This is a genomic window from Halomonas salinarum (assembly GCF_012062845.1).
Taxonomy (GTDB): Bacteria; Pseudomonadota; Gammaproteobacteria; order Pseudomonadales; family Halomonadaceae; genus Onishia; species Onishia salinarum.
Window position 1 is genome coordinate 64899 of the sequence record NZ_WWNB01000004.1, and the last position, 19763, is coordinate 84661.

23 protein-coding genes and 1 riboswitch are annotated in these 19763 nt (G+C 63.6%); of the genes, 16 read left to right on the forward strand and 7 right to left on the reverse strand.

What is annotated here, in order from left to right:
• Positions 1-86: 86 nt before the first annotated feature.
• The 7 genes from HF027_RS04460 to HF027_RS04490 all read left to right on the forward strand — a co-directional run bounded on the left by HF027_RS04460 (position 87) and on the right by HF027_RS04490 (position 6151).
• A complete protein-coding gene (locus HF027_RS04460) occupies positions 87-1904 on the forward strand; it encodes an acyl-CoA dehydrogenase C-terminal domain-containing protein (RefSeq protein WP_168013301.1) in 1818 nt (605 codons plus the stop codon).
• Positions 1905-2091: 187 nt separating this feature from the next.
• Complete coding sequence (locus HF027_RS04465; RefSeq protein ID WP_168013303.1) at positions 2092-2697, forward strand: cell wall hydrolase; 606 nt, start codon at positions 2092-2094, stop codon at positions 2695-2697.
• Between the two features lie 443 nt (positions 2698-3140).
• A complete protein-coding gene (locus tag HF027_RS04470; RefSeq protein ID WP_168013305.1) occupies positions 3141-4175 on the forward strand; it encodes an HTH domain-containing protein in 1035 nt (344 codons plus the stop codon).
• Positions 4176-4225: 50 nt separating this feature from the next.
• Entirely contained in the window at positions 4226-4786 is a 561-nt protein-coding gene (locus HF027_RS04475; protein WP_168013307.1) for a 2-thiouracil desulfurase family protein, read from the forward strand.
• Positions 4787-4873: 87 nt separating this feature from the next.
• The gene (locus HF027_RS04480; protein ID WP_168013309.1) at positions 4874-5206 is read left to right on the forward strand and encodes a hypothetical protein; all 333 of its coding nucleotides are present in this window, start codon (positions 4874-4876) and stop codon (positions 5204-5206) included.
• A gap of 85 nt (positions 5207-5291) precedes the next feature.
• Complete coding sequence (locus HF027_RS04485; RefSeq protein WP_168013311.1) at positions 5292-5726, forward strand: hypothetical protein; 435 nt, start codon at positions 5292-5294, stop codon at positions 5724-5726.
• Positions 5727-5797: 71 nt separating this feature from the next.
• Positions 5798-6151 (forward strand): hypothetical protein, encoded by a 354-nt coding sequence (locus HF027_RS04490; RefSeq protein WP_168013313.1) that lies wholly within the window; start codon positions 5798-5800, stop codon positions 6149-6151.
• Between the two features lie 315 nt (positions 6152-6466).
• On the opposite strand, the gene HF027_RS04495 is transcribed toward HF027_RS04490, so the two are convergent.
• The gene (locus HF027_RS04495; RefSeq protein ID WP_168013315.1) at positions 6467-6706 is read right to left on the reverse strand and encodes a type II toxin-antitoxin system YoeB family toxin; all 240 of its coding nucleotides are present in this window, start codon (positions 6704-6706) and stop codon (positions 6467-6469) included.
• Positions 6703-6954, reverse strand: a complete 252-nt coding sequence (locus tag HF027_RS04500; protein ID WP_168013317.1) for a type II toxin-antitoxin system Phd/YefM family antitoxin — start codon at positions 6952-6954, stop codon at positions 6703-6705. Before HF027_RS04500 ends, HF027_RS04495 begins: the two co-directional genes overlap by 4 nt.
• Positions 6955-7272: 318 nt before the next feature.
• Between HF027_RS04500 and HF027_RS04505 the strand changes: the two genes are divergently transcribed.
• Positions 7273-7656 (forward strand): GFA family protein, encoded by a 384-nt coding sequence (locus HF027_RS04505; protein WP_168013319.1) that lies wholly within the window; start codon positions 7273-7275, stop codon positions 7654-7656.
• Here HF027_RS04505 and HF027_RS04510 read toward each other — a convergent pair.
• Both HF027_RS04510 and cobO read right to left on the reverse strand, forming a co-directional pair.
• The gene (locus tag HF027_RS04510; RefSeq protein WP_168013320.1) at positions 7653-8372 is read right to left on the reverse strand and encodes a tellurite resistance TerB family protein; all 720 of its coding nucleotides are present in this window, start codon (positions 8370-8372) and stop codon (positions 7653-7655) included. The genes HF027_RS04505 and HF027_RS04510 overlap by 4 nt on opposite strands.
• A 90-nt stretch (positions 8373-8462) precedes the next feature.
• Positions 8463-9062 carry a cob(I)yrinic acid a,c-diamide adenosyltransferase gene (gene cobO / locus HF027_RS04515; RefSeq protein WP_168013322.1) on the reverse strand — a complete coding sequence of 200 codons (600 nt, stop codon included), beginning with the start codon at positions 9060-9062 and terminating at the stop codon, positions 8463-8465.
• Between the two features lie 244 nt (positions 9063-9306).
• Between cobO and HF027_RS04520 the strand changes: the two genes are divergently transcribed.
• Entirely contained in the window at positions 9307-10563 is a 1257-nt protein-coding gene (locus HF027_RS04520) for an NAD(P)/FAD-dependent oxidoreductase (protein WP_168013324.1), read from the forward strand.
• Positions 10564-10625: 62 nt separating this feature from the next.
• Here the strand turns inward: HF027_RS04520 and HF027_RS04525 are convergent, their stop codons facing one another.
• The 3 genes from HF027_RS04525 to HF027_RS04535 all read right to left on the reverse strand — a co-directional run bounded on the left by HF027_RS04525 (position 10626) and on the right by HF027_RS04535 (position 13497).
• Complete coding sequence (locus HF027_RS04525) at positions 10626-12167, reverse strand: EAL domain-containing protein (RefSeq protein WP_168013326.1); 1542 nt, start codon at positions 12165-12167, stop codon at positions 10626-10628.
• Between the two features lie 382 nt (positions 12168-12549).
• Positions 12550-12852, reverse strand: coding sequence for a winged helix-turn-helix domain-containing protein (locus HF027_RS04530; RefSeq protein WP_168013328.1), 303 nt, complete (start codon positions 12850-12852; stop codon positions 12550-12552).
• A 177-nt stretch (positions 12853-13029) separates the two neighbouring features.
• On the reverse strand, positions 13030-13497 hold the full coding sequence (locus tag HF027_RS04535; protein WP_168013330.1) for a 2-hydroxyacyl-CoA dehydratase: 468 nt from the start codon (positions 13495-13497) through the stop codon (positions 13030-13032).
• Positions 13498-13746: 249 nt separating this feature from the next.
• Between HF027_RS04535 and cobT the strand changes: the two genes are divergently transcribed.
• From cobT to HF027_RS04570, 7 genes are all read left to right on the forward strand, one after another.
• Complete coding sequence (cobT, locus tag HF027_RS04540) at positions 13747-14814, forward strand: nicotinate-nucleotide--dimethylbenzimidazole phosphoribosyltransferase (RefSeq protein ID WP_168013332.1); 1068 nt, start codon at positions 13747-13749, stop codon at positions 14812-14814.
• A gap of 132 nt (positions 14815-14946) precedes the next feature.
• The gene (gene cbiB, locus HF027_RS04545) at positions 14947-15942 is read left to right on the forward strand and encodes an adenosylcobinamide-phosphate synthase CbiB (RefSeq protein ID WP_168013334.1); all 996 of its coding nucleotides are present in this window, start codon (positions 14947-14949) and stop codon (positions 15940-15942) included.
• Complete coding sequence (cobD, locus tag HF027_RS04550; RefSeq protein ID WP_168013336.1) at positions 15939-17030, forward strand: threonine-phosphate decarboxylase CobD; 1092 nt, start codon at positions 15939-15941, stop codon at positions 17028-17030. Before cbiB ends, cobD begins: the two co-directional genes overlap by 4 nt.
• Entirely contained in the window at positions 17027-17581 is a 555-nt protein-coding gene (locus tag HF027_RS04555; RefSeq protein ID WP_168013338.1) for a bifunctional adenosylcobinamide kinase/adenosylcobinamide-phosphate guanylyltransferase, read from the forward strand. Before cobD ends, HF027_RS04555 begins: the two co-directional genes overlap by 4 nt.
• A complete protein-coding gene (cobS, locus tag HF027_RS04560; protein WP_168013340.1) occupies positions 17578-18336 on the forward strand; it encodes an adenosylcobinamide-GDP ribazoletransferase in 759 nt (252 codons plus the stop codon). Before HF027_RS04555 ends, cobS begins: the two co-directional genes overlap by 4 nt.
• A complete protein-coding gene (locus tag HF027_RS04565; protein ID WP_168013342.1) occupies positions 18288-18938 on the forward strand; it encodes a histidine phosphatase family protein in 651 nt (216 codons plus the stop codon). The genes cobS and HF027_RS04565 overlap by 49 nt, the downstream gene beginning before the upstream one ends.
• A complete protein-coding gene (locus tag HF027_RS04570; RefSeq protein ID WP_168013344.1) occupies positions 18890-19315 on the forward strand; it encodes a bifunctional adenosylcobinamide kinase/adenosylcobinamide-phosphate guanylyltransferase in 426 nt (141 codons plus the stop codon). Before HF027_RS04565 ends, HF027_RS04570 begins: the two co-directional genes overlap by 49 nt.
• Positions 19316-19570: 255 nt before the next feature.
• Positions 19571-19742: riboswitch (cobalamin riboswitch) on the forward strand.
• Positions 19743-19763 lie beyond the last annotated feature (21 nt).

Here is a 19763-nt window from a genome sequence, read left to right on the forward strand (position 1 = left end):
GTTGGTGGGCGGCTGGGTATTTTCAAACACATGTTTGAAGTCCCGCGGCAGTGGTCGCGCGGACGCCCCCTTCAGGAGTATTCGAGATGCCCGACTATCAGGCCCCCCTGCGCGATCTGCGCTTCGTGATGGACGAACTGCTGGACTTCCCCGGCCACTACGCGCGGCTGCCGGGCGGCGAGGACGCCACCCCTGATGTCGTCGGCGCGATTCTCGAGGAGGGCGCGCGCTTCTCCCGCGAGGTGCTGCTGCCGATCAACCAGAGTGGCGATCGCGAGGGCTGTCTGCTGGAAGGCGGCGAGGTCAAGGCACCCGGAGGCTTCAAGGAAGCCTATCGTCAGTATGTCGAGGGTGGCTGGCCGGGTCTTGCCGCCGAGCCGGAGTTCGGCGGCCAGGGCTTGCCGCATTCGCTGGGCATGGCACTTTCCGAGATGACCTGCGCCACCAACCTGGCCTGGGGCATGTACCCGGGGCTTTCCCACGGCGCTGCCGATGCCTTGCGCCATCATGGCAGTGACGAGCAGAAGGCCACCTACCTGACCAAGCTGGTCGAAGGTGTCTGGACCGGGACCATGTGCCTGACCGAGTCTCACTGCGGTACCGATCTCGGCCTGATCAAGACCCGGGCGGTACCGGCCGACGATGGCGGCTATGACATCACCGGCACCAAGATCTTCATCTCGGCGGGCGATCACAACCTGGCCGAGAACATCGTGCATCTGGTGCTTGCCAAACTGCCCGACGCCCCGGAAGGGTCCAAGGGCATCTCCTTGTTCGTGGTGCCGAAGTACTTGCCAGAGGACATGCCGGATGAAAACGGCAATCCTGGCGCGCGCAATGGTGTCACCTGTGGGTCGCTTGAGCACAAGATGGGCATTCACGGCAACGCGACCTGTGTGATGAACTTCGACGGCGCTCGGGGCTACCTGGTGGGCCGGCCCCACAAGGGGCTTTCCTGCATGTTCACGATGATGAACGTGGCGCGCATCGGCGTGGGCATCCAGGGCCTCGGCCTCATGGAGGCGAGCTTCCAGAATTCGCTGGGCTATGCCCGCGATCGCTTGCAGATGCGGGCGCTGTCCGGCGCCAAGGCCGAAGACAAGCCCGCCGACCCGATCATCGTGCACCCGGATGTGCGCCGCATGCTGCTGACCCAGAAGGCCTTCGCCGAGGGCGGCCGGATGCTGGTGATGTACACCGCCCAGATGGTCGATTTGGTCGAGCAAGCAACAGACCCGGCCGAGCGCGAGCGGGCCGAGACGCTGCTCGGCCTGCTGACCCCCATCGTCAAGGCCTTCCTCACTGAGGTCGGCTTCGAGGCGACTAACGAAGGTGTGCAGGTGTTCGGCGGTCATGGCTTCATTCAGGAATGGGGCATGGAGCAGCTGGTGCGCGACGCGCGCATCACTCGCCTCTACGAGGGCACCACCGGCATCCAGGCGCTCGATCTGTTGGGCCGCAAGGTACTGATGAGCCAGGGCGAGACGCTCAAGGTCTTCACCAAGGAGATTCATCAGTTCTGCAAGGCCGAGGCCGGCAACCCGGCGCTGGCTGAATTCATCGAACCGCTTGCCAGGCTCAACGCCGAATGGGGCGAGCTGACCATGGGCGTGGGCATGAAGGCGATGAGTGATCGCGAAGAGGTGGGCGCGGCAAGCGTCGATTACCTGATGTACTCGGGCTACGTGACCCTTGCTTACCTGTTCGCCCGCGCCGCCAAGCAGGCAAGCCAGGCGCTCGGCGGCGAGGAGGATGCCTTCTACCGGGCCAAGCTCGGTACCGCGCGCTTCTTCTATCAGCGCCTGCTGCCCCGTACCCGCGCCCATGCCGAGATGATCAAGGCCGGTGGTGCCTCGCTGATGGCGATCTCCGCTGCGGACTTCGGCCTCGGCTTCGAGATCTGAGCGGCGTCGCAACAGCCTACTACTGTCTCTCTCGGTCAGGCGCTCTGACCCTTTCACGGCGAACCTATCACGACGAAATAGGTTCGCCGTTTTTTTGACTATCCTCACGGATATTGCTTTCGGGGAGTATCATCAAGTGCACTATCTACGGCATGGCGCCGCAGAGATGTAGTGAGGAGAGTTCATCATGTACCACTCAGTTATGGCGCTCTTTATGGCGCTCTGCTTGGCGATGCTGGTAGTAGCGGGCCCGGTCATGGCGGCCGATCTTGAAAAGCGTGCTGAAATTGCTGAGGAAAAGGCCGAGCAACTTGAGCAGGGCATTGTCGACGGTGGTGATGAGATGCCTGCCGTTACCATCACGCGACCGGGGATCGACGCCGTGGACCCAACCGGGGCCGCCCCCCTGGACGATACGATTACCTGCTTCGCGCGGGCCATCTACTGGGAAGCGAAGGGAGAAACGCCCAAAGACATGGCGGCTGTGGCGCATGTGGTGATGAATCGGTTAGGCAATTCCGGCTTTCCGGACACCATCTGCGGTGTGGTCAAGCAGGGCGGCGAGCAGGGCTACTGCCAGTTCTCATGGTGGTGCGACGGCCGAGGGGATTATGTCCTGGAGCCGCAGCGCTACGATATCGTCAAGGAAGTCGCCCGCCAGGCGCTCAATGGTGAGCTAACCGACAACACCAATGGGGCGATGTTCTTTCACCAACGCACCATTTCGCCTTATTGGGCGGCAGAGTTCACCGAAACGGCCAGGATCGGTGATTTTGTCTTCTACAGGCCCTGAGACCCAGAGCCAATAGCCATGCGGTGGGGGTGTCTGTAGCTACGTAATGCTTGTTCGTGACGCACGAAGCCATGAGGTGCCATTGCCGTGTGGGATAAACATCCATCTGCTTCCTGGCGCTTGCTGCTAGTCTGTAGTGACCATTTGCCTCTCGCTGGCTGAATGTCTTGTGATGGCGCCTGTGGAGGGCCAAGACAACTGTGTCGCCTCGCGACGAGTGCCAATGGCCGGAACGAATACCAGCACTGGAAGTGCACACCACTCGGGCGCATGATGGCCGCACCCAGGTGGCTATCAACACGGTGGCTATGGTGATGGACCCTTTTGTCGGTCCTTTGCCATCGGGCTTTTCATAAGCCCCGTGTATCAGCCCCTTGCATCATATTTTGAGCAATCAGTCGTTGCGCTGGCGGGAATGCCAGCAACTCGAGGAGACCGACCACATGTCCCGTAAGACTCGCCTTCAGGATCTTGTCAGTTTGATGCGCCGCCATGGAGAACCGGTCAGCGGCACGACACTTGCCGAGACGCTGGGTATTTCGCTGCGGACTCTTTATCAGGATGTCGCCGTCCTGAAAGCAGTAGGCGCTGATATCGAGCATGTCCCGGGCACCGGTTATGCGCTGGCCCCCGGCGTGTTGCTGCCGGCCTTGATGCTGACCGACGACGAGCTCGATGCGCTGGCGTTGGGGCTTGGCAAGGTCGAAGACTCGGCAGGCCCATTGGCTGCCCCGGCCGCACAGCTGCGCGGCAAGATGGTCGATGCCTTGTCCGATGAGCAGGCACAGCGCCTGGCAGGCGTTGATCGGGCCGTTGCTGAGCCTGTTACGCATGCGTTCACGGACGAGCACGCGCCATCAGCCGAACTGGTCTTCTATACCAACCCCTTGTCGCGGGGAAGCATCGTCCACTGGATGCTCGAAGAGCTCGGTGTGGCGTATCGCATGGTGGTGCTGGATTACGGCACGACCATGAAGGACCCGGACTACCTGGCTTTGAACCCAATGGGCAAGGTGCCGGCGATTTGCCACGGTGATGTGGTGGTCACCGAGACCGCTGCCATCTGTGCCTATCTTGCCGACGCCTTCCCCGAGGCCGGTCTGGCGCCGCCGCCGGCGCATCGGGGTGACTACTACCGCTGGCTGTTCTTCACCGCCGGTCCCCTGGAAACTGCCTTGTCTCTCAATGGCCTGCTCGGGGTCCATCCCACCGAACAACAGCAGATGCAGCTTGGCTGCGGCAGCCTTCAGACGGTGCTCGATACGCTGGCAGGCGTTCTCGCCGGCAGGCGCTATATCGCCGGAGACACCTTCAGTGCCGCGGATATCTATGTAGGGTCTCATCTCAGCTGGGGCCTGCAGTTTGGCTCGATCCCCTGGCGTCCCGAGTTCGAAGCTTACTGTGCTGGCCTTAATGAGCGCCCAGCGCGCCAGCGCTGCGAGGCCTTTCTCCAGCAGGCCATGGCGCAGGGGGCCTGAGGCGGTAAATGATATGCCATGCGCCGGTATGGCATGGCAGGCTAGCGCTTATGGAAAAGCTACTGATCAGCGCCTGCCTGCTTGGCCAGCCGGTGCGCTACGATGGCGGCGCCAAGACGCTGCATGATGCCACCTTAGAGCGCTGGCGCCGGGAAGGGCGCCTGGTGGCCGCCTGCCCCGAAGTGCAGGCTGGCCTGAGCACACCGCGGCCTCCCGCCGAGATCCAGGACGGCGGAGGCGACGGGGTGCTGGACGGTACCGCCCGGGTGATCGACCGGGACGGCGAAGATGTCAGCCAATCCTTCCTAAGCGGTGCCAAGCAGGCGCTGGTGCTTTGCCAGCGGCATCACATCCGCGTTGCTATTCTCAGCGAAGCCAGTCCCTCCTGCGGCAGCCACACCCTCTACGACGGCAGCTTCACCGGCCACCGCGTGCCCGGCCAAGGCGTAACCGCCGCACTGCTCGAACGCCACGGCGTGCGAGTTTTAGTCAGTTCGAACTCGATCAAGCGGAGCGAGCGCTACAAGAGAGACGGGCGTGACCATCGTCGGCATTGTGCCTATATAAGCGAAGGGTTATGGTCGAATAAAGTATGGCGGCCTACGACCTAAAGATGCCCTGCTGGCAAAGGACGCGCACGCTCGTTCAAGTCAATAAACGAGCGTGCTGACTAACTATCTGTTAAACGGTCAGAGATTATGAGCAAAGTAATCGATTTTCCAAGTGCCTCGGTAAGAAACGATGCGGAAATAGAAAGAGGGCTTCGTGAGGGTCTGGCTGGCCATGGATTTTCGTCAGATGCCATTGAGGCAGCGATTTCGAGCACCATGCCCCTGTTTCAAGAGTCGAAATCTACAATTGGGCAGAACCTGCAAGTGAGCTTTACTTCTTCACTCACCGACGAGCAGGTCAAAGAAATCGAGTCTCACCTTTCGTCGGTTCTTCAGAAGCATCAACTTGAAGTTTCCAGTTTCATTCAGAAGTTGATCGTCAAAATCGCGCTGTTAGAAGCATGTGCCAATGACTTTTAACCAGTCGCAGCAGTTCGCGGCCGATGGCCGCCGGACGTCCCTGACGGGCCGCCGCTGTGCTCAACGTTAGGCATCAAGGAGAGGCATGCAACGACTTGATACTAGGCTCGAAGCAGAAGGTGCTGAGTTTCTGGTGCTAGGCCAGCTTCTATTGCACAAGATAGCTTCATACAAAACCTACACGAATATGCCAGGGTATGACTTGGTAGCGACTAATCCTGAGTCGAATAAATCAGCAATGATTCAGGTTAAAAGCAGATGGCGCACTGGTGCTGCAGCTTTTCCGATCAAAAACTTAGGCTGTGATTTTGTCGTAGTGGTTTTGCTGAATCGTGGCTCCAAGGATGGAAAAAAGGAAGTGCGACCCCCTAGTTACTATATTTTTCCCGTAGAAATTATTCGCAGCGCACCGCGGAGTAAAGGCTGGGGAAAAGTGAGTTTAAAAGACATTCCTGACTGCCGAGAATATGAAGAGAGCTGGCATTTGATTACTGAGTTCCTCGGTGATCAAAATGCCTAACCAGTCACGGAAGGCGGACGCGTGAGAAGCGACGCTTCGTTTTCGCGTTATACGAGGAGTAGGTTTAAGTAATGTCGAAGCATAGGGGAATCCGCCAAATAGTCCGCGATGTAGCAAACTATATTTTGTTAGTTGTGCTCCTCTCATCCGTTTTCTTCTTCGGATACCTTCAGCAACCAAAAGAAATGGCGCTCATGATTCTTGCGTGCGCAATTGGTGGTGCCTTCCTGAATTTAGATAAATTTAAGTGGTTTCGCGGTGCAGGGTTTGAAGCTCAGCTGGCTGAGACAGTAGAGGAAGCGTACGCGACAAAAGAAGAGCTAGACAAACTATTGGCTGATTCTGAAATGCAGACGCAGGAGCTGCTCGAGAAAATTGAGAAAGCCAAAGACGACGCAATAGCCATAAGTATTGCGATGAATTGAGTTCTCGCATGCCGCGTCAAAAATAGAGTCCTTCGTATAACAAGGTGGTCAACGGGACGCCAACTGCGCTGAGCTCCGGTGCGCCGCAAAGCCAAGGCGTTAAGCACAAGGAGGCTTCAGGCACGCGAATATCGCTCACTATGGAATAATTCTCAACACTGAAAGGTTCGAGGAGTGCGTGGCGTTCTATCGGGATCTCTTCGGTTTGCGTCAGCTGTTGGAAAAAGACGAGAACGGTTTTAGGCTTACCTGCCTTGAGTAGGCGACGGCTACTTGATGATTAAGCAAGGGGGCAAAGCAAAGGACGGCATCAAGTCACCTCAAGAGGGTAGCTTCAAGCTTCGTTTCAACGTCGAAGACCTGGAGGTTGCCTTGGCAGAAATTAGGGCATGGGGCATTCAAGCTGCCATCAAAGAGAATGCTTGGGGTCGAACTATCAATATCAGCGACCCTGACGGCATTCGAGTAGGTGTTAGAATGGTTAAGAATATTTTTGTCGGTTTTCTGCCAGTACAGATGGTCTTTCCAAGCGTTACCGGAGAAGATCAGCTTCATTCAAGAAGTTCCTTTTCCTCACCACTACCTTGCTCCAGTTCGGCAACGGATTCCAGCAAGCGGCGAGCACTTTTTGGTCCGCGCAGAAGGTAGGCAGTTTCTTGCAGTGCCTCGTAGTCCTCAAGAGAGATCATTACCACAGACTGCGACTTGCTCCGGGTGATGATCACAGGCGAGTGGTCTTCACAGACCTGCTCCATGATCTTTGCCAGATTGGTTCTGGCGGCTGTGTAGCTGATGGCATCCATAAGGTTGCTCCTGTGCAGGAGGTTGTTCATGTTCAGGATGCCGTACGGAGAGACGGTTAACAATCGGCTGCACAATGATCGATTTTCCGCCGCTTCTGGCCGATAGCCGCCAAACTCACCTAAGCGCCGCGCTGTTTTGATCTAGAAGCGCCTTTTTACTCTCAGCTTCAAGCGCCCTTTGCTTGCATTTTTACTTGATGTTCCGGTCTGTCGAGGCTTCCTGGTAGGGGTCGCGATCTGCGAGCAATATATTGGCTGGTAGGGCGCTGCCGGTCGCTGTCACACTGGCAACATCATTGTTGATCAATGGAGCGCATCATGAGCAACGGACCCTTCTACCAGGGCGGCTGTAGCTGTGGCGCGGTGTCGCTGATGGCCACTGGCACGCCGCTTGGTACAGTGAATTGCGACTGTGAGGATTGCCGCAAGGCCGATGGTTCAGCCACAGCTTTGATGTTCTGGCCGGAGGTCGCCGTGCAGTTTGCCACAGGGCTCGATGAGCTCGAGCGGCAGCATGCGAGCCACGGCGGCGACCAGTATCGATGCAGGCACTGTGAAGAATGGGTGCTTACTGTCCACGAGCAGGCCTGCATCATGGAGCTGCCGGCCGAGGTGTTGCCCGAGGTGACCGAACCTGTGGTCGATGGTACGGCCTTGCTGGTTCGGCTCGGCCACCGTCGGGGTAAGCCTGCGGTCAACTAGCCCTGTGTCGCGCCGAGGGCCTGACGTTCGAGCTCGGCGCTCATCTCGGCGTCCAGCTCCAAGGCCGCGGCCAATTGATCGAGCCAGGCGCGCTCCATGGGGTTCTGGTCATCGATGATCGCCACGCTGGCAAGGTAGATCTCCCGGGCTGCCTGGGGCGAATCGGCCTGCTGGGCCAGTGCTTCGGCATCCAGCGGGGCCTGAAACTGTCGTTCGACCCAGGCTTGCAGCTCAGCGTCGGCGCCCAGCGCTTCTATCTGTTCACTGATCTGGCTGCGTTCGGCCTCGTCGATATGACCATCGGCCCGGGCTGCCATGATCATCGCCTGCAGGATCTCCAGGCTGCGCTGTTCCTGGGCCCGGCCATCCAGGTCGTCGATGGGAGCGCCTTCTTGGGCGGCATCGCCACCGGCCTGGCGATTCTGCCACGCCTTCCAGGCGAGCACGCCGACGCCGGCAATGGCGCCGTACTTGAGTGCCTTGCCGCCCATCTTGCGGCCGCGTTTGGAACCGATCAGCGCGCCCATGGCGCCGCCACCGAGCAGGCTCTTGACGTCGAAGCCGCCGCTGGATGAGCCATCCTTGCCGCTATTGCCGCCGAACTGAGAGGACAACCCCTTCACCAGTTGCTGGGCGTCGAAGCCACTGCCGCCGCTGGCGTTGCTCTGGCCGCCGGCCTGCTTCATCAGTTGATCGAGGATTCCCTTGGCATTCATGGTCGTCTCCATTTCCGAATGGGGCCAGCTCGGCCTGTGAGGCGAGGGTATCGTCATGTCTGAGCCGCAGACAGCAAGAAAGTTCGTGGCTCAGTAGTCGATGCCGCGGCGTGCTTTTAGGCCTGCATTGAAGGCGTGGCGGGTCTCCTGCATCTCGGTAATCGTATCGGCCATGGCCACTACGTCGCGATTGGCGTTGCGACCGGTGACGATCACGGTCTGTTCCGTTGGGCGGTTCTTGAGCGCAGTGATTACCTCGGTGACATCCAGATAGCCGAACTTGAGCATGTAGGTAATCTCGTCAAGGACGACCAGATAAACCTCGGGATCCTCGAGCATGCGCTTCGCTTCCTGCCAGACTTCCTGGCAGGCCTTCGTATCACTCTCTCGGTTCTGCGTGTCCCAGGTGAAACCGGTGGCCATGATGGCGACTTCGAGGTTGGCATCGGCCTCAAGCCGCTCGCGCTCGCCACATTCCCATAGCCCCTTGATGAACTGGATCACGCCGACTTTATAGCCGTAGCCCAGCGCCCGGGTCACAGTCCCCCAGGCGGCGGTGGTCTTGCCCTTGCCGTTGCCGGTGAACACCAGCAAGAGGCCACGCTCTTCGGTCGCGCTGGCGACCTTGTCGTCCACATGGTCCTTGAGTTTCTGCATCGACTGCTGATGGCGCGTGTCGCGATCGGTCATGGGGGCTCCTGCGGTAAAGGTAAGCCCAGAAGCTTACGCGAGCACCGACATGGCGTCAGCCGTCCTCACGTGGCGGGCTCGGAGCAAGGCCATCGAGAATGACGTGTCAGCGAGGTGGAGGATGGTGTCTCACCACAATGGGTAGAGCCGGGACCCCGTGATCGGCATGGCATGAGCCGTCGTATACCCTAGAATGGAGAATCCGGTGGATGCCGGCTGTCTTCCTTCACGGTCAGGAGTGCGCATGTCCAAGGAATCTGATGTCAGCGATACGATTGTTCTGGGGGCTGGCATGGTCGGGGTCTCGATCGCCTACCATCTGGCCAAGCGGGGGCGTTCGGTGGTGCTGGTCGACCGCCGGGAGCCGGGCCATGAGACCTCGTTTGGCAATGGCGGCATCATTCAGCGTGAAGCCGTGGCGCCTTATCCCTTCCCGCGTGACGCCAGGACCCTGATGCAGGTCGTGCCCAACCGGCGCGTGGATATCCGCTATCGGCCCACCGGCATGCTGGAGTCGGCCAGCGCCCTATTTCATTACTGGAAGAACTCGGCGCCTGCGCCTTACGCTCGCATCCTGCCGGAATATGCCTCCCTGATCGGGTTGTCGACCCAGGAACATGCGCCGATGATCGCCGCGGCGGGGGCCGATTCCCTGGTCAGCCGCGATGGCTGGCTGGAGCTCTATCGCACACATGAGGCCTTCGAGACACGTCTGGCCAAGGTGGAGCCGCTAGCCCAGCGCTTTGGCCTCACCTATGAGCGGCTCGATCGGGCGGCACTCGTCGAGCAGGAGCCGGATCTTTCCCAGGATGCCATCGGGGCGATTCTGTGGCGGGATAGCTGGACCGTCGCCGACCCTGGTGGCCTGGTCGCTGCCTACGCCGAGGCCTTCAAGGCGCTGGGCGGCAAGGTCATCAAGGCAAGCGTCGAATCGGTTGAGCAGAGCACTGATGGCTGGCGGGTGGAGACTGACGCTGGCTCCCTGGAGGCCGGTGAGCTGGTGATGGCGATGGGCCCCTGGTCGGGAGATTGGCTGAGTCGCCTGGGGTATCGACTGCCGCTGTTCGTCAAGCGTGGCTACCATATGCATTACGCGCTAAAGGAAGGGCACACACTCAAGCATTGGGTCATGGATGCCGAGGTTGGTTACCTGCTGGCGCCGATGCGTGCCGGCGTGCGCCTGACCACCGGCGCCGAGTTGGCAAACCGCGATGCGCCGCCGGATCTCGACCAGCTGGATGCCGCCGAGGCCGTGGCCCGCCAGCTGGTGCCATTGGGAGAAAGGCGCGACGAGACGCCCTGGAAGGGAGCTCGCCCCTGCACCTCGGACATGAAGCCGGTGATCGGCCCGGCGCCGTCGCACAAGGGGCTGTGGTTTGCCTTCGGCCATGGGCATCAGGGCTTCACCCTGGGGCCGGCCACCGGGCGGCTGCTCGGCGAGCTGATGGATGGTGAGACACCGGCCATCGACATGTCCCCCTTCCGTGCGGATCGCTTCTAGCGGGCATCTCGGGGGCGACCGGCCGCGCAGGCGGCGGGCGGCGTCGTGGGGTGATGCCCTCCTCAGGCCACCGCCTGGTCGCCGCGATACTCCAGGGGGGCCCAGAGCGGGCCCTGAAGGATCTCGCAGCCCTCCTTGCGCAGGAACTCAGCCTGGGCGCGGGTGGCGACGCCCTGAGCGGACACCGCCAGCCCCAGTTGGCGAGCCAGCAGCAGCAGGGCGCGGATGATCGCCTGCTGGTGAGGGGCGTCGCTGCACTGCTCGGTGAGGGTGCCATCGAGCTTGACGGCATCCACCGGAAAGCGATGCAGGTGGCGGAGCAGCGGTTGGCCACTGCCGAATTCGTCGATGGTCAAGCGGATCCCCAGGGCCTTGAGCCGCGTCAGGATGTTCTCGGCATGGACCGGGTCGCTGGCCAGGACCCGTTCGGTGATCTCGATCTCGAGCCGGTCACCCGACAAGCCGGTATCGCTCAGGGCGGCGGCGATGCGCTCGACGATGTCCTCATGCAGCAGTTGGTTGGTCGAGACGTTGAAGGCGATCCGGAACTCCAGTCCCGCCTCAACCCAGGCCTGGCCCTGCCGGCAGGCCTGCTCCAGTACCCACTGACCGATGGCCGGCAGCTGGTCGGTCTGCTCGATCAGCGCCAGGAGCGGCGCGCCCGCGATCACGCCGAACTGCGGCGACTGCCAGTGCGGCGAGGCTTCGACACCGACAATCTGACCGCTGGCGGCATCGATCAGCGGCCGATAGTAGAGTGCGACCTCGCCCCTTGCCAGGGCGCCCTGCAGGGCATGGCGCTGAGCAAGGGTCTCCTCGTGGCCGGGGGGCCCCTCAGGCGCCGATGTCGTGGTGAGCGCCGCGAACTGGTCGGTGATTTCCAAGAGGAGGCCCTGCCAGCGTCGGTTGGTCTCGTCGAGGTGCGCCTCGGCCTGCTGACGTCTGCGGATCTCGTGGTCGAGGGCGTTGGCCCGCTGCTGCAACAGGGACACCTGGCGCTGGCGAGCATGAGGGCTCGTGAGACGGCGGAAGTCTTCCGCGGGCAAGACATGGGAGTGCCCATGACAGATGGCCTGGAAGACGTGGCTGTCGTCGGGTCGCTGAAAATGGTGCATGGCATAGGCGCAGAGCAGGTTCAGCGGCAATCGGCGGCAGGCCTCATCCCACAGGGCCTCGAGGTAGACCGCGGCATCCGGCTGGTCGTCTTCGCACAGCAGGTTGACCAGTTCACCGTAGGCACGCACCGGCACAGGCGCCTCGGCAGCAGCACTCGCCGGAAACAGGGTCTCCAGCACCAGAGCGTCGAAGCGTGCCCTGTCGGGCATGCCATTGCGCATGATGGCGGCCAGCAGCTGGTGGGCGTCATGCACGACCAGCTGGCCGCGCCGCTCGGCCTCCGCCACGTCCATGCCCTGCGCCTCGAGCCGCGTCTTGACCATGGTCAGGTGGGCCGGGGTGAGGGCGACGAACAGGCGCTCGCCCGCCTGGGCGCCTTCGAGGAGGTGGTCGGCGATCACCTCGGCCAGGAAGGCGTCATCGTCGTAGAACTGGACGCAATGGTCGTGGGTCGGCTCGTGAGACTGGCGCTGGGCTGTGACTGGCATGGCGTATCCGTCCACATCGAAGGCATGTATGTCATCACGTCACGCTGAGAAGACATGTATGTCATCACGTCACGTTGATTAGTATCTTGGTATTTCTGTGACTAAGCATGGCTAGCGCGATCGTCGAGACCGATGGTAAAGCCTTGATGAGCAAATCCCTGCGTCAGGCGGTCGAGCAGTGCGGGCGGGCCATGCCCCGACGCACTGCGATTGACGGCCTGATTTTTAAACGTAGGGGGAGTCCGCGTGATGCGCCAGTAATGAAAAGTCTCAGCGATTAGCATCATTCCGCTGAGGTTGGCCGGCGGGGCATTGGCCGTTCGGCAGTCTCGAAGCCAGCAGTCCTGAGGCCGGCAGGCGCCATGCCAGGGGCCAACTCGCATCAGGGATACCCCAGCGCCGTCTTGATGGCGGTTCGATGGCGCGAGATCCAGTCGGGATCGATGGCGCCCCAGTCACGGATCACGTAACGACCAATATTATGGCGCTCGCCTTCACCGGGCTCGAACTGGCAGTCAATGTCCAGTTCGGCCAGGGCCGTGATGGTGTCCTGGGCGGTTCGCCGGGGCATGCCGGTGGCCTCGGTCAGGGCGGGCACACTGGCGACGCCCTGATCGATCAGATAGGCCACGTAGAGGCGGCGATAGAAGCTGGTCTTGGTCTTGCTGAGGGGTGTGGCTGACATCGGTACTCCTGGCAACGAGTGGCTCGATTATCCTACCCGAGGCAGCAAACGCGTAAAGCGCTGCGCTCGAGGCCTTACGCTCTTCATTGATGCCACGCTTCTTCCGCTCCTCGCTACGGCATGAAATAGGTGCCCGCCACCGCCGCTTACGCGAGGGCAGGGGCTCGACGGCAGGACTCAATAGTCCTCGAGGCGTTGCATGTCCCGGGCGAGGCGGCGCACCTCGCCCTCGTGACCGGCGGCGAGGGAGGCGAAGAAGTCACGTTCCTCTTCGATGCTGGCCCGGTCGGCCCGATGCCGATAGAGATCCTGCAGCGTCTTGTGGGTGGTCAGGGCCGAGATCAGCACATCCTGAACGCTGGCACAGTCCATGCCTTCGAGCAGTCGGTCGAGCACCGGCGGGTGGGGGAAGTCAGCCGGGTCGTCGAACCAGGTGTCCAGGACCCCGCGGTGATCGCTACCGTCGGTGAGGTAGCCCGCAAGGTCAGCCTGCATCTTGCGCTCGTGCTCGGCCAGGTACCCCAGGGACATGCGCACCCGCTCGTCGACCTCGCCGGCGTCCGCCTGGGCGTCATACTGCTGCGCCATGCGCGCATGGAAATCCGCTGCCCAGCGCACCAGCTCTCTTACCTGATGAAAACGCATCGTCGTATCCTCTGTGGTGATTGCCGCCGTGCCCTCTGGCTGGGGCCTCTCTTCAGGCTAGCCGAGTCTGCGTCCCGCGAGTTGATACAGATCAGGCCCCGGGGCTGGGTGGGTTTGTCGAGAGATTCACTCGCTAGCCGGCACTCGCCTCCGTTGTGCCGTCGTCCAGCAGGTGCGGCGGCGTCTCGGGCTTGCGAGCAGACGGGCCGAGCCTGATTGCCTCTGGTAAGATGCGGGGCCCGAAAAAGGATGTCCCGGAGACGCCCCGTGAATGATCTATCGCCGCTGATCTCGCCCCCCGACACGGACTGTGCCGAGCGGGTTGGCCGCTATCTCGATACCCTCACCAAGCCCCCGGGGAGCCTTGGCCGTCTCGAGTCGCTGGCGGTCGAGCTGGCCGGCATGACCGGCGACGACTTTCCGAGCGTGACGCCACCCGGCGTGGTGGTCTTCGCCGCCGACCACGGCGTCGCGCGTGAAGGTGTCTCGGCCTTTCCGCAGTCCGTTACCGCCCAGATGGTCGCCAACTTCGTCGCAGGCGGTGCGGCCATCAATGTCTTCGCGCGGCGTATCGACGCCCGGCTCGAGATCGTCGATGTCGGGGTCGCGAGTGACGTGTCGGGCCCGGGCATCGTGCATGACAAGGTGCGCCCGGGGACCGGCAACCTGGCCCGCGAAGACGCCATGTCTCGAGACGAGGCGCTATCGGCCATCGAGATCGGCCGGCGAGCGGCCGAGCGTGCTTTCCAGAGCGGCTGTCGCTGCCTGATTGTCGGCGAGATGGGCATCGCCAACACCACCGCCAGCAGTGCCATGCTGGCAGTCCTGACCGGTTCGCCGGTGGCCGAGCTGGTGGGGCCGGGCACCGGTGTGGCAGGCAAAGCCCTGGCCCACAAGCGCTCGGTCATCGAGGCGGCGATCGCGGCGCGCGGTGCCGACCCCGACGATCCTCTGGACGTGCTGGCGCGTCTCGGCGGGCTCGAGATCGCGGCCATGATGGGCGCCTACCTGAGCGCCGCCGCCAAGCGCCTGCCGATCCTCGTTGATGGCTTTATCGCCACCGTCGCGGCCCTGACCGCCTGTCGCCTCGAGCCGGCATTGCGCCCCTACCTGATATTTGGCCACCACTCCCACGAGCCCGGGCATGCGCGGGCGCTTAAGGCACTTGACGCCGAGCCGCTGCTGGATCTTTCCTTGCGGCTGGGCGAGGGCAGCGGCGCGGCCCTGGCCTTCCCCTTGCTCGAGGCGGCGAGTGCCATGCTCTGTGAGATGGCGACCTTTTCCGATGCTGGCGTCGATAACCGTGATGGCTGCTGAGTCGATGGCGGTCCGCTACCGCTACCCCGGGTCCTGGCTGGATGACAAAAGCGGTCTCGCACCCCGAGCCATCGGGGGCTGCGTGTTGCGGGCCATTCAGGCCTCTCTGGCCATCGCAGGGGCGGAAACATGATGAGCCTGGCGCTTCCGGCGTTCGAGCCTCTATCCCTGGCGCTGCTGGCCCTTGTCATCGCGGCGGTGCTTCTCGATCTGGCGCTTGGCGACCCTGCCTGGCTGCCGCATCCGGTGGTCGGCATCGGCCGGGTGATCGCTCGGCTCGAGCGGGCCTGGAACCACGGTCCCGCCGCCGATCGCCGGCGCCGCGGCCGCTGGTTGACGGTACTGGTGGTGGGCGCCACCTGGGTGCTCGCCTGGGGCGTCCTTGCCGCTCTCTCTTGGGTCAGCCCCTGGTTGTCGGCGGCGGTGGAGCTGGTCTTGCTGGCCACCACGCTGGCGTCTCGGGGGCTTGCCGACGCCGCCCGGGCGGTGGCCGAGCCTCTGACGCGGGGCGATATGGCGGCGGCCCGCCAGGCGCTTGCCATGATCGTCGGTCGCGACACGGCCGAACTTGACGAGAGCGAGCTTGCACGGGGCGCGGTGGAGACTGTCGCCGAGAACACCGTGGATGGCATCACCGCGCCGCTGTTCTGGGCGTTGCTCGGCGGCGCGCCGCTGGCATTGGCCTACAAGGCCACCAATACGCTGGATTCCATGGTCGGCTATCGCAGCCCGCGCTTTGAAGATTTCGGCCGCGCCTCGGCGCGGTTCGACGATGCCGTCAACTGGCTGCCGGCCCGCCTGACGGTGCTGTCGTTGTGGCTGGCCGCCTGTCTGATTCCCGGCAGCCGCCTGCCCGGGGTGCTGGCGACCACGCGTCGCGAGGCGCCTCATCACCCGAGCCCCAATGCGGGCTGGCCGGAAGCCATGGTGGCCAACCTGATGGGCGTGCGGCTTGGCGGCCTCAACTACTACGCCGGTCGCCCCTCGCCGCGTGCCACCCTGGGCATGCCCCACGAGAGGCTTACCGCCGGCCATATCGAGCGGGCCATTATGTATATGCATGGCGGCTGGCTTGCCTTCCTGTTGCTGGCCCTCCCCCTGGTGCTGCTGCGGGAGTGGCTGATATGAAGGCGGCGAACCCGCAAGACTGGCCGGAGCACGGCGGCCGCCGGACGGCGTTGCTCAAGCGCTTCGGCCTGCCGCCGGATCACCCGCTGATCGACTTCAGCGCCAATCTCAATCCGCTGGGCCCGCCGGCCTGGCTGGGCGAGTGGCTGAGCGGTGCCGTCTCTCGCCTTGCCGCCTACCCGAACCCGGATGATCAGGCGCCGGCGCGGGCCATCGCCGAGCGCGAGGGGCTTACGCCCGAACAGGTGCTGGTGACCAACGGCGGCGCCGAGGCGATCTATCTGGCGGCGGCCCTGCACGCCGGTGGCCGGGCCTTGATCGTCGAGCCGACCTTCAGCGAGTACCGCCTCGCCTGTGCACACTACGGTCTTACGATCGAGCCGCTTGCGCTGCGCGGCGAGGGCTTCGCGCTCGACCTCGGCGCGGCCGAGCGCACCATGCAGGGCGCTGCGGTGCTCTTCCTGTGTCGCCCCAACAACCCGACCGGTACGCTGATGCCCCGCGAGGCCCTTGAGCGCCTGCTGGTTCGAGGCCGGGAAACGGGCACGACCCTGGTGGTCGACGAGGCCTTCATCGATTTCAGCGACGAGGCATCGCTCACCCCGTTGCTGGCCGGGGCCTCGAATCTTCTGCTGCTGCGTTCGCTGACCAAGCTCTTCGATGTGCCGGGGCTGCGGCTCGGCTATCTGCTCGGCTCGCCTGCGCTGGTCAAGCGGGCCCGAGAACGCCAGATGCCCTGGAGCGTCAATGCCCTGGCGCTGGGGCTGGTGGCCCCGCTGCTGGCCGATGTCGACTACCTGGCTCGAACCCGGGCCTGGCTCGACGGAGTACGCCCGGCCGTGCCCGAGGCGGCACGAGAAATGGGCTATGCGGTGCCGTCCACCCAGGCCAACTATTTTCTGTTGCGCAGCGGGCATGACGCGGCTGAGGCGGAGGCGTTGTTCGCCTTTCTGCTGCGCCGCGGCCTGCTGGCCCGGCATACCCACAACTTTCCCGGCCTCGACGGTCGCTGGCTGCGCCTGGCCCTGCGTGACAGCCCGGAAAATGTCCGGTTACTCGAGGCACTGGCCGCCTGGAGACGGACATGATTGCGTTTGTTTCGGGTGGTGCGCGCTCCGGCAAGAGTGCGGTGGCCGAGGAACTGGCTCGGCTATGGCGATCGCCCGAGCCCGGCGGCCTGGTCTATCTGGCCACGGCGCGGGTCGGCGACGACGAGATGGCGGCCCGCGTGGCTCGTCATCGTCGCGAGCGGGGCGCGGGCTGGCGGACGTTGGAGGCGTCCCTGGAGCTTGCCGCCGCGCTGGACCGGGTCCCCGACGGCGCCAGCGTGCTGCTCGATTGCCTGACCCTGTGGTCAAGCCAGCTGATGTTCGAGGCCGGCCTGACAGAGGCGCAGGGGCGCGCGAGGCTCCAACGACTGCTCGATTCGGCCCGCCGCCGGGGGATCACGCTGGTCGTGGTCTCCAACGATCTCAACGAGGACCTGCCGCCCTCGGATGCGCTGGTCTGGCGCTACCTGGCCTTCCTGCAGTGCCTGCACCGTGACCTGGCCGGACAGGCCGACCGGGTGATCGAGGTGGTGGTCGGCCAATCGATCGAATGGAAGCCCCTCAACGACTTCGAAGGAGAGCGTGCATGAAGGATGCGGTCTTCGGCACACTGCTGGCGATCCAGTTCCTGACCCGGCTGCCGGTGCCCGTGGCCTGTCCCTGGACGCCGGCTACCCGCCGCTGGGCGGCACGGGCCTATCCGCTGGTGGGGGCGCTGCTCGGCGGCCTGGTGGCCACGGTCGGCGTCGCCGTGCAGCCGCTGCTGCCTACTCCGATGCTGGCTCTCTTGCTGCTCAGCCTGTGGGTGGCGCTGAGTGGGGGCCTGCACCTGGATGGCCTGATGGATCTGGCCGATGCCCTGGGCAGCAACGCGCCCCTGGAACGACGCTGGGCCATCATGAAGGACGCCCAGGTCGGCAGCTTCGCCATGCTGGCGCTGATCTTTCAGCTGGCCTGGAAGGTCATGCTGTTATGGGCGCTGCTCGAGGCCGGCGCCAGCTCCTGGTGGCTGGTACCGATCGCGGGCCTGGGGCGACTGGGCGGTGTCTGCCTGCTGGTGGGCATTCCGGCGGCCCGGCCCGAGGGCCTGGCCCACGCCTGGCAACAGAGTCTCGGTGGGCGGGATCTCGCCCTGGCGGCGCTGCTGCCGCTATTGGGGATCGTCGTCACCTCGGGGATGGCCTGGCTGGTGGCGGGCCTTGTCGTCTTCATCATCATCTATGGTCTGGCGGTGCGCCGGGCCTTTGGCGGCATCAACGGCGATATCGTCGGCGCCGCCATCGAGGGAGGAGAGTTATGGCTGCTGCTGATCGCCTGGAGCTGGTGGTCGTTCGTCATGGCCTGACGAGCTGGAACCTTGAACGACGCTATCAGGGCCATCGCGACATTCCGCTGCTGCTGCCCGAGGCAGAGCCCGACCTGGACCGGCTGCGCGATGACCTGGCAGCGCTCGATTTCGATGCCGTTCATTGCAGCGACCTGACCCGCTGTCGCCAGACGCTTGCCCATCTGCGCGAGGGCCTTGCCCATGACGACCAGCGGGAGAGGCCGCGTGTCGATGCACGCCTGCGTGAGCTGAACTTCGGCGACTACGAAGGCCGTACCTGGGCCGCGCTGAAGGACGATCACGACTACCGGGCCTGGGTCGACAGCCACGGTCGCCTGGCCACCCCCGGGGGCGAGTCGGCGGACGATCTCTGGGCGCGGCTATCCGCCTGGCTCGAGGAGGTGTTGGCCGAGGCCCGCGAGGCCCGGCATCGTCGCGTGCTGGCGGTCAGCCATGGCGGTGCCATCCGCGAGCTGCGGCGTCGCCTGGAGGCGGCAGACTTCTGGGACGGTGTGGTCGGCCAGGCCCAGGGGCGCTGCTTCATTTTCACGCACGAGGAGGACGGCTGGACATGCAGCTCTTCATCGGTGGTGCCTGCGCCGGCAAAGGCGACATCGTAACGACGCGCTTTCCCGGTGCCCTATGGCTAAAGGCGGGTGAGGGAGGTGGGCTTAGCGGCTGGCGCGATCGGCTGGCGCCGGGTAGACCCCTGGTGATCAGCGGATGGAGCGGCTGTCTGTCCCGCGCCCTGGTCGATGAAGGCGATGACGACCGGATACGACGGCGGTTGGCCGATGAACTCGAGGCGATGGTCGAGGCCGAGCGTCAGGGATGCGGCGAGATCGTGCTAATTGTGCCGGAGATGGGCCGCGGCATCGTGCCCATGGCGGTCGAGGATCGCCGCCTGCGCGATCTGGCCGGTTGGCTGGCCCAGGACGCCGCCGCCCGCGCCGAGGCGGTCTGGTACGTGCGCCACGGGCTGGCACGACGCCTCTAAGTGGGGTCGGGTCTGCCCGCGAGGGACGCCGGGGACAAGCCGAAGAAGAACTCCTGCGCCATGGATGGCGTCGGGAGCTTACAAGGAAGTATTCACAGCGTTTCTTCGGAGGCTTGTCGCCGGCATAGCCCGAGCGAACCGGCAAGCGGCGGTCTCGTAGCTAATGGCCCATGCTGCGTTGACGCCCCGGTAGGCGATTGCTAGCTTACGCCGCACTCTCAGGTGACCCGCCAGTCTGCCTCGCCGGCAGACGCATCAGGCCCCGCCAAGAAGGCCAGGGTAAACGGGAAGTCGGTGATCCAGTCCGACGCTGCCCCCGCAACGGTGATCGAGTCAACCACCGCCTCACGCCACTGTGCCTCGCACGGGAAGGCGGCGGTGGAGAGGCGCGCCAGCGCCTCGCTCGTCAGCCCGGAGACCGGCCTGGGAGCCAATGCCACGACGCGAG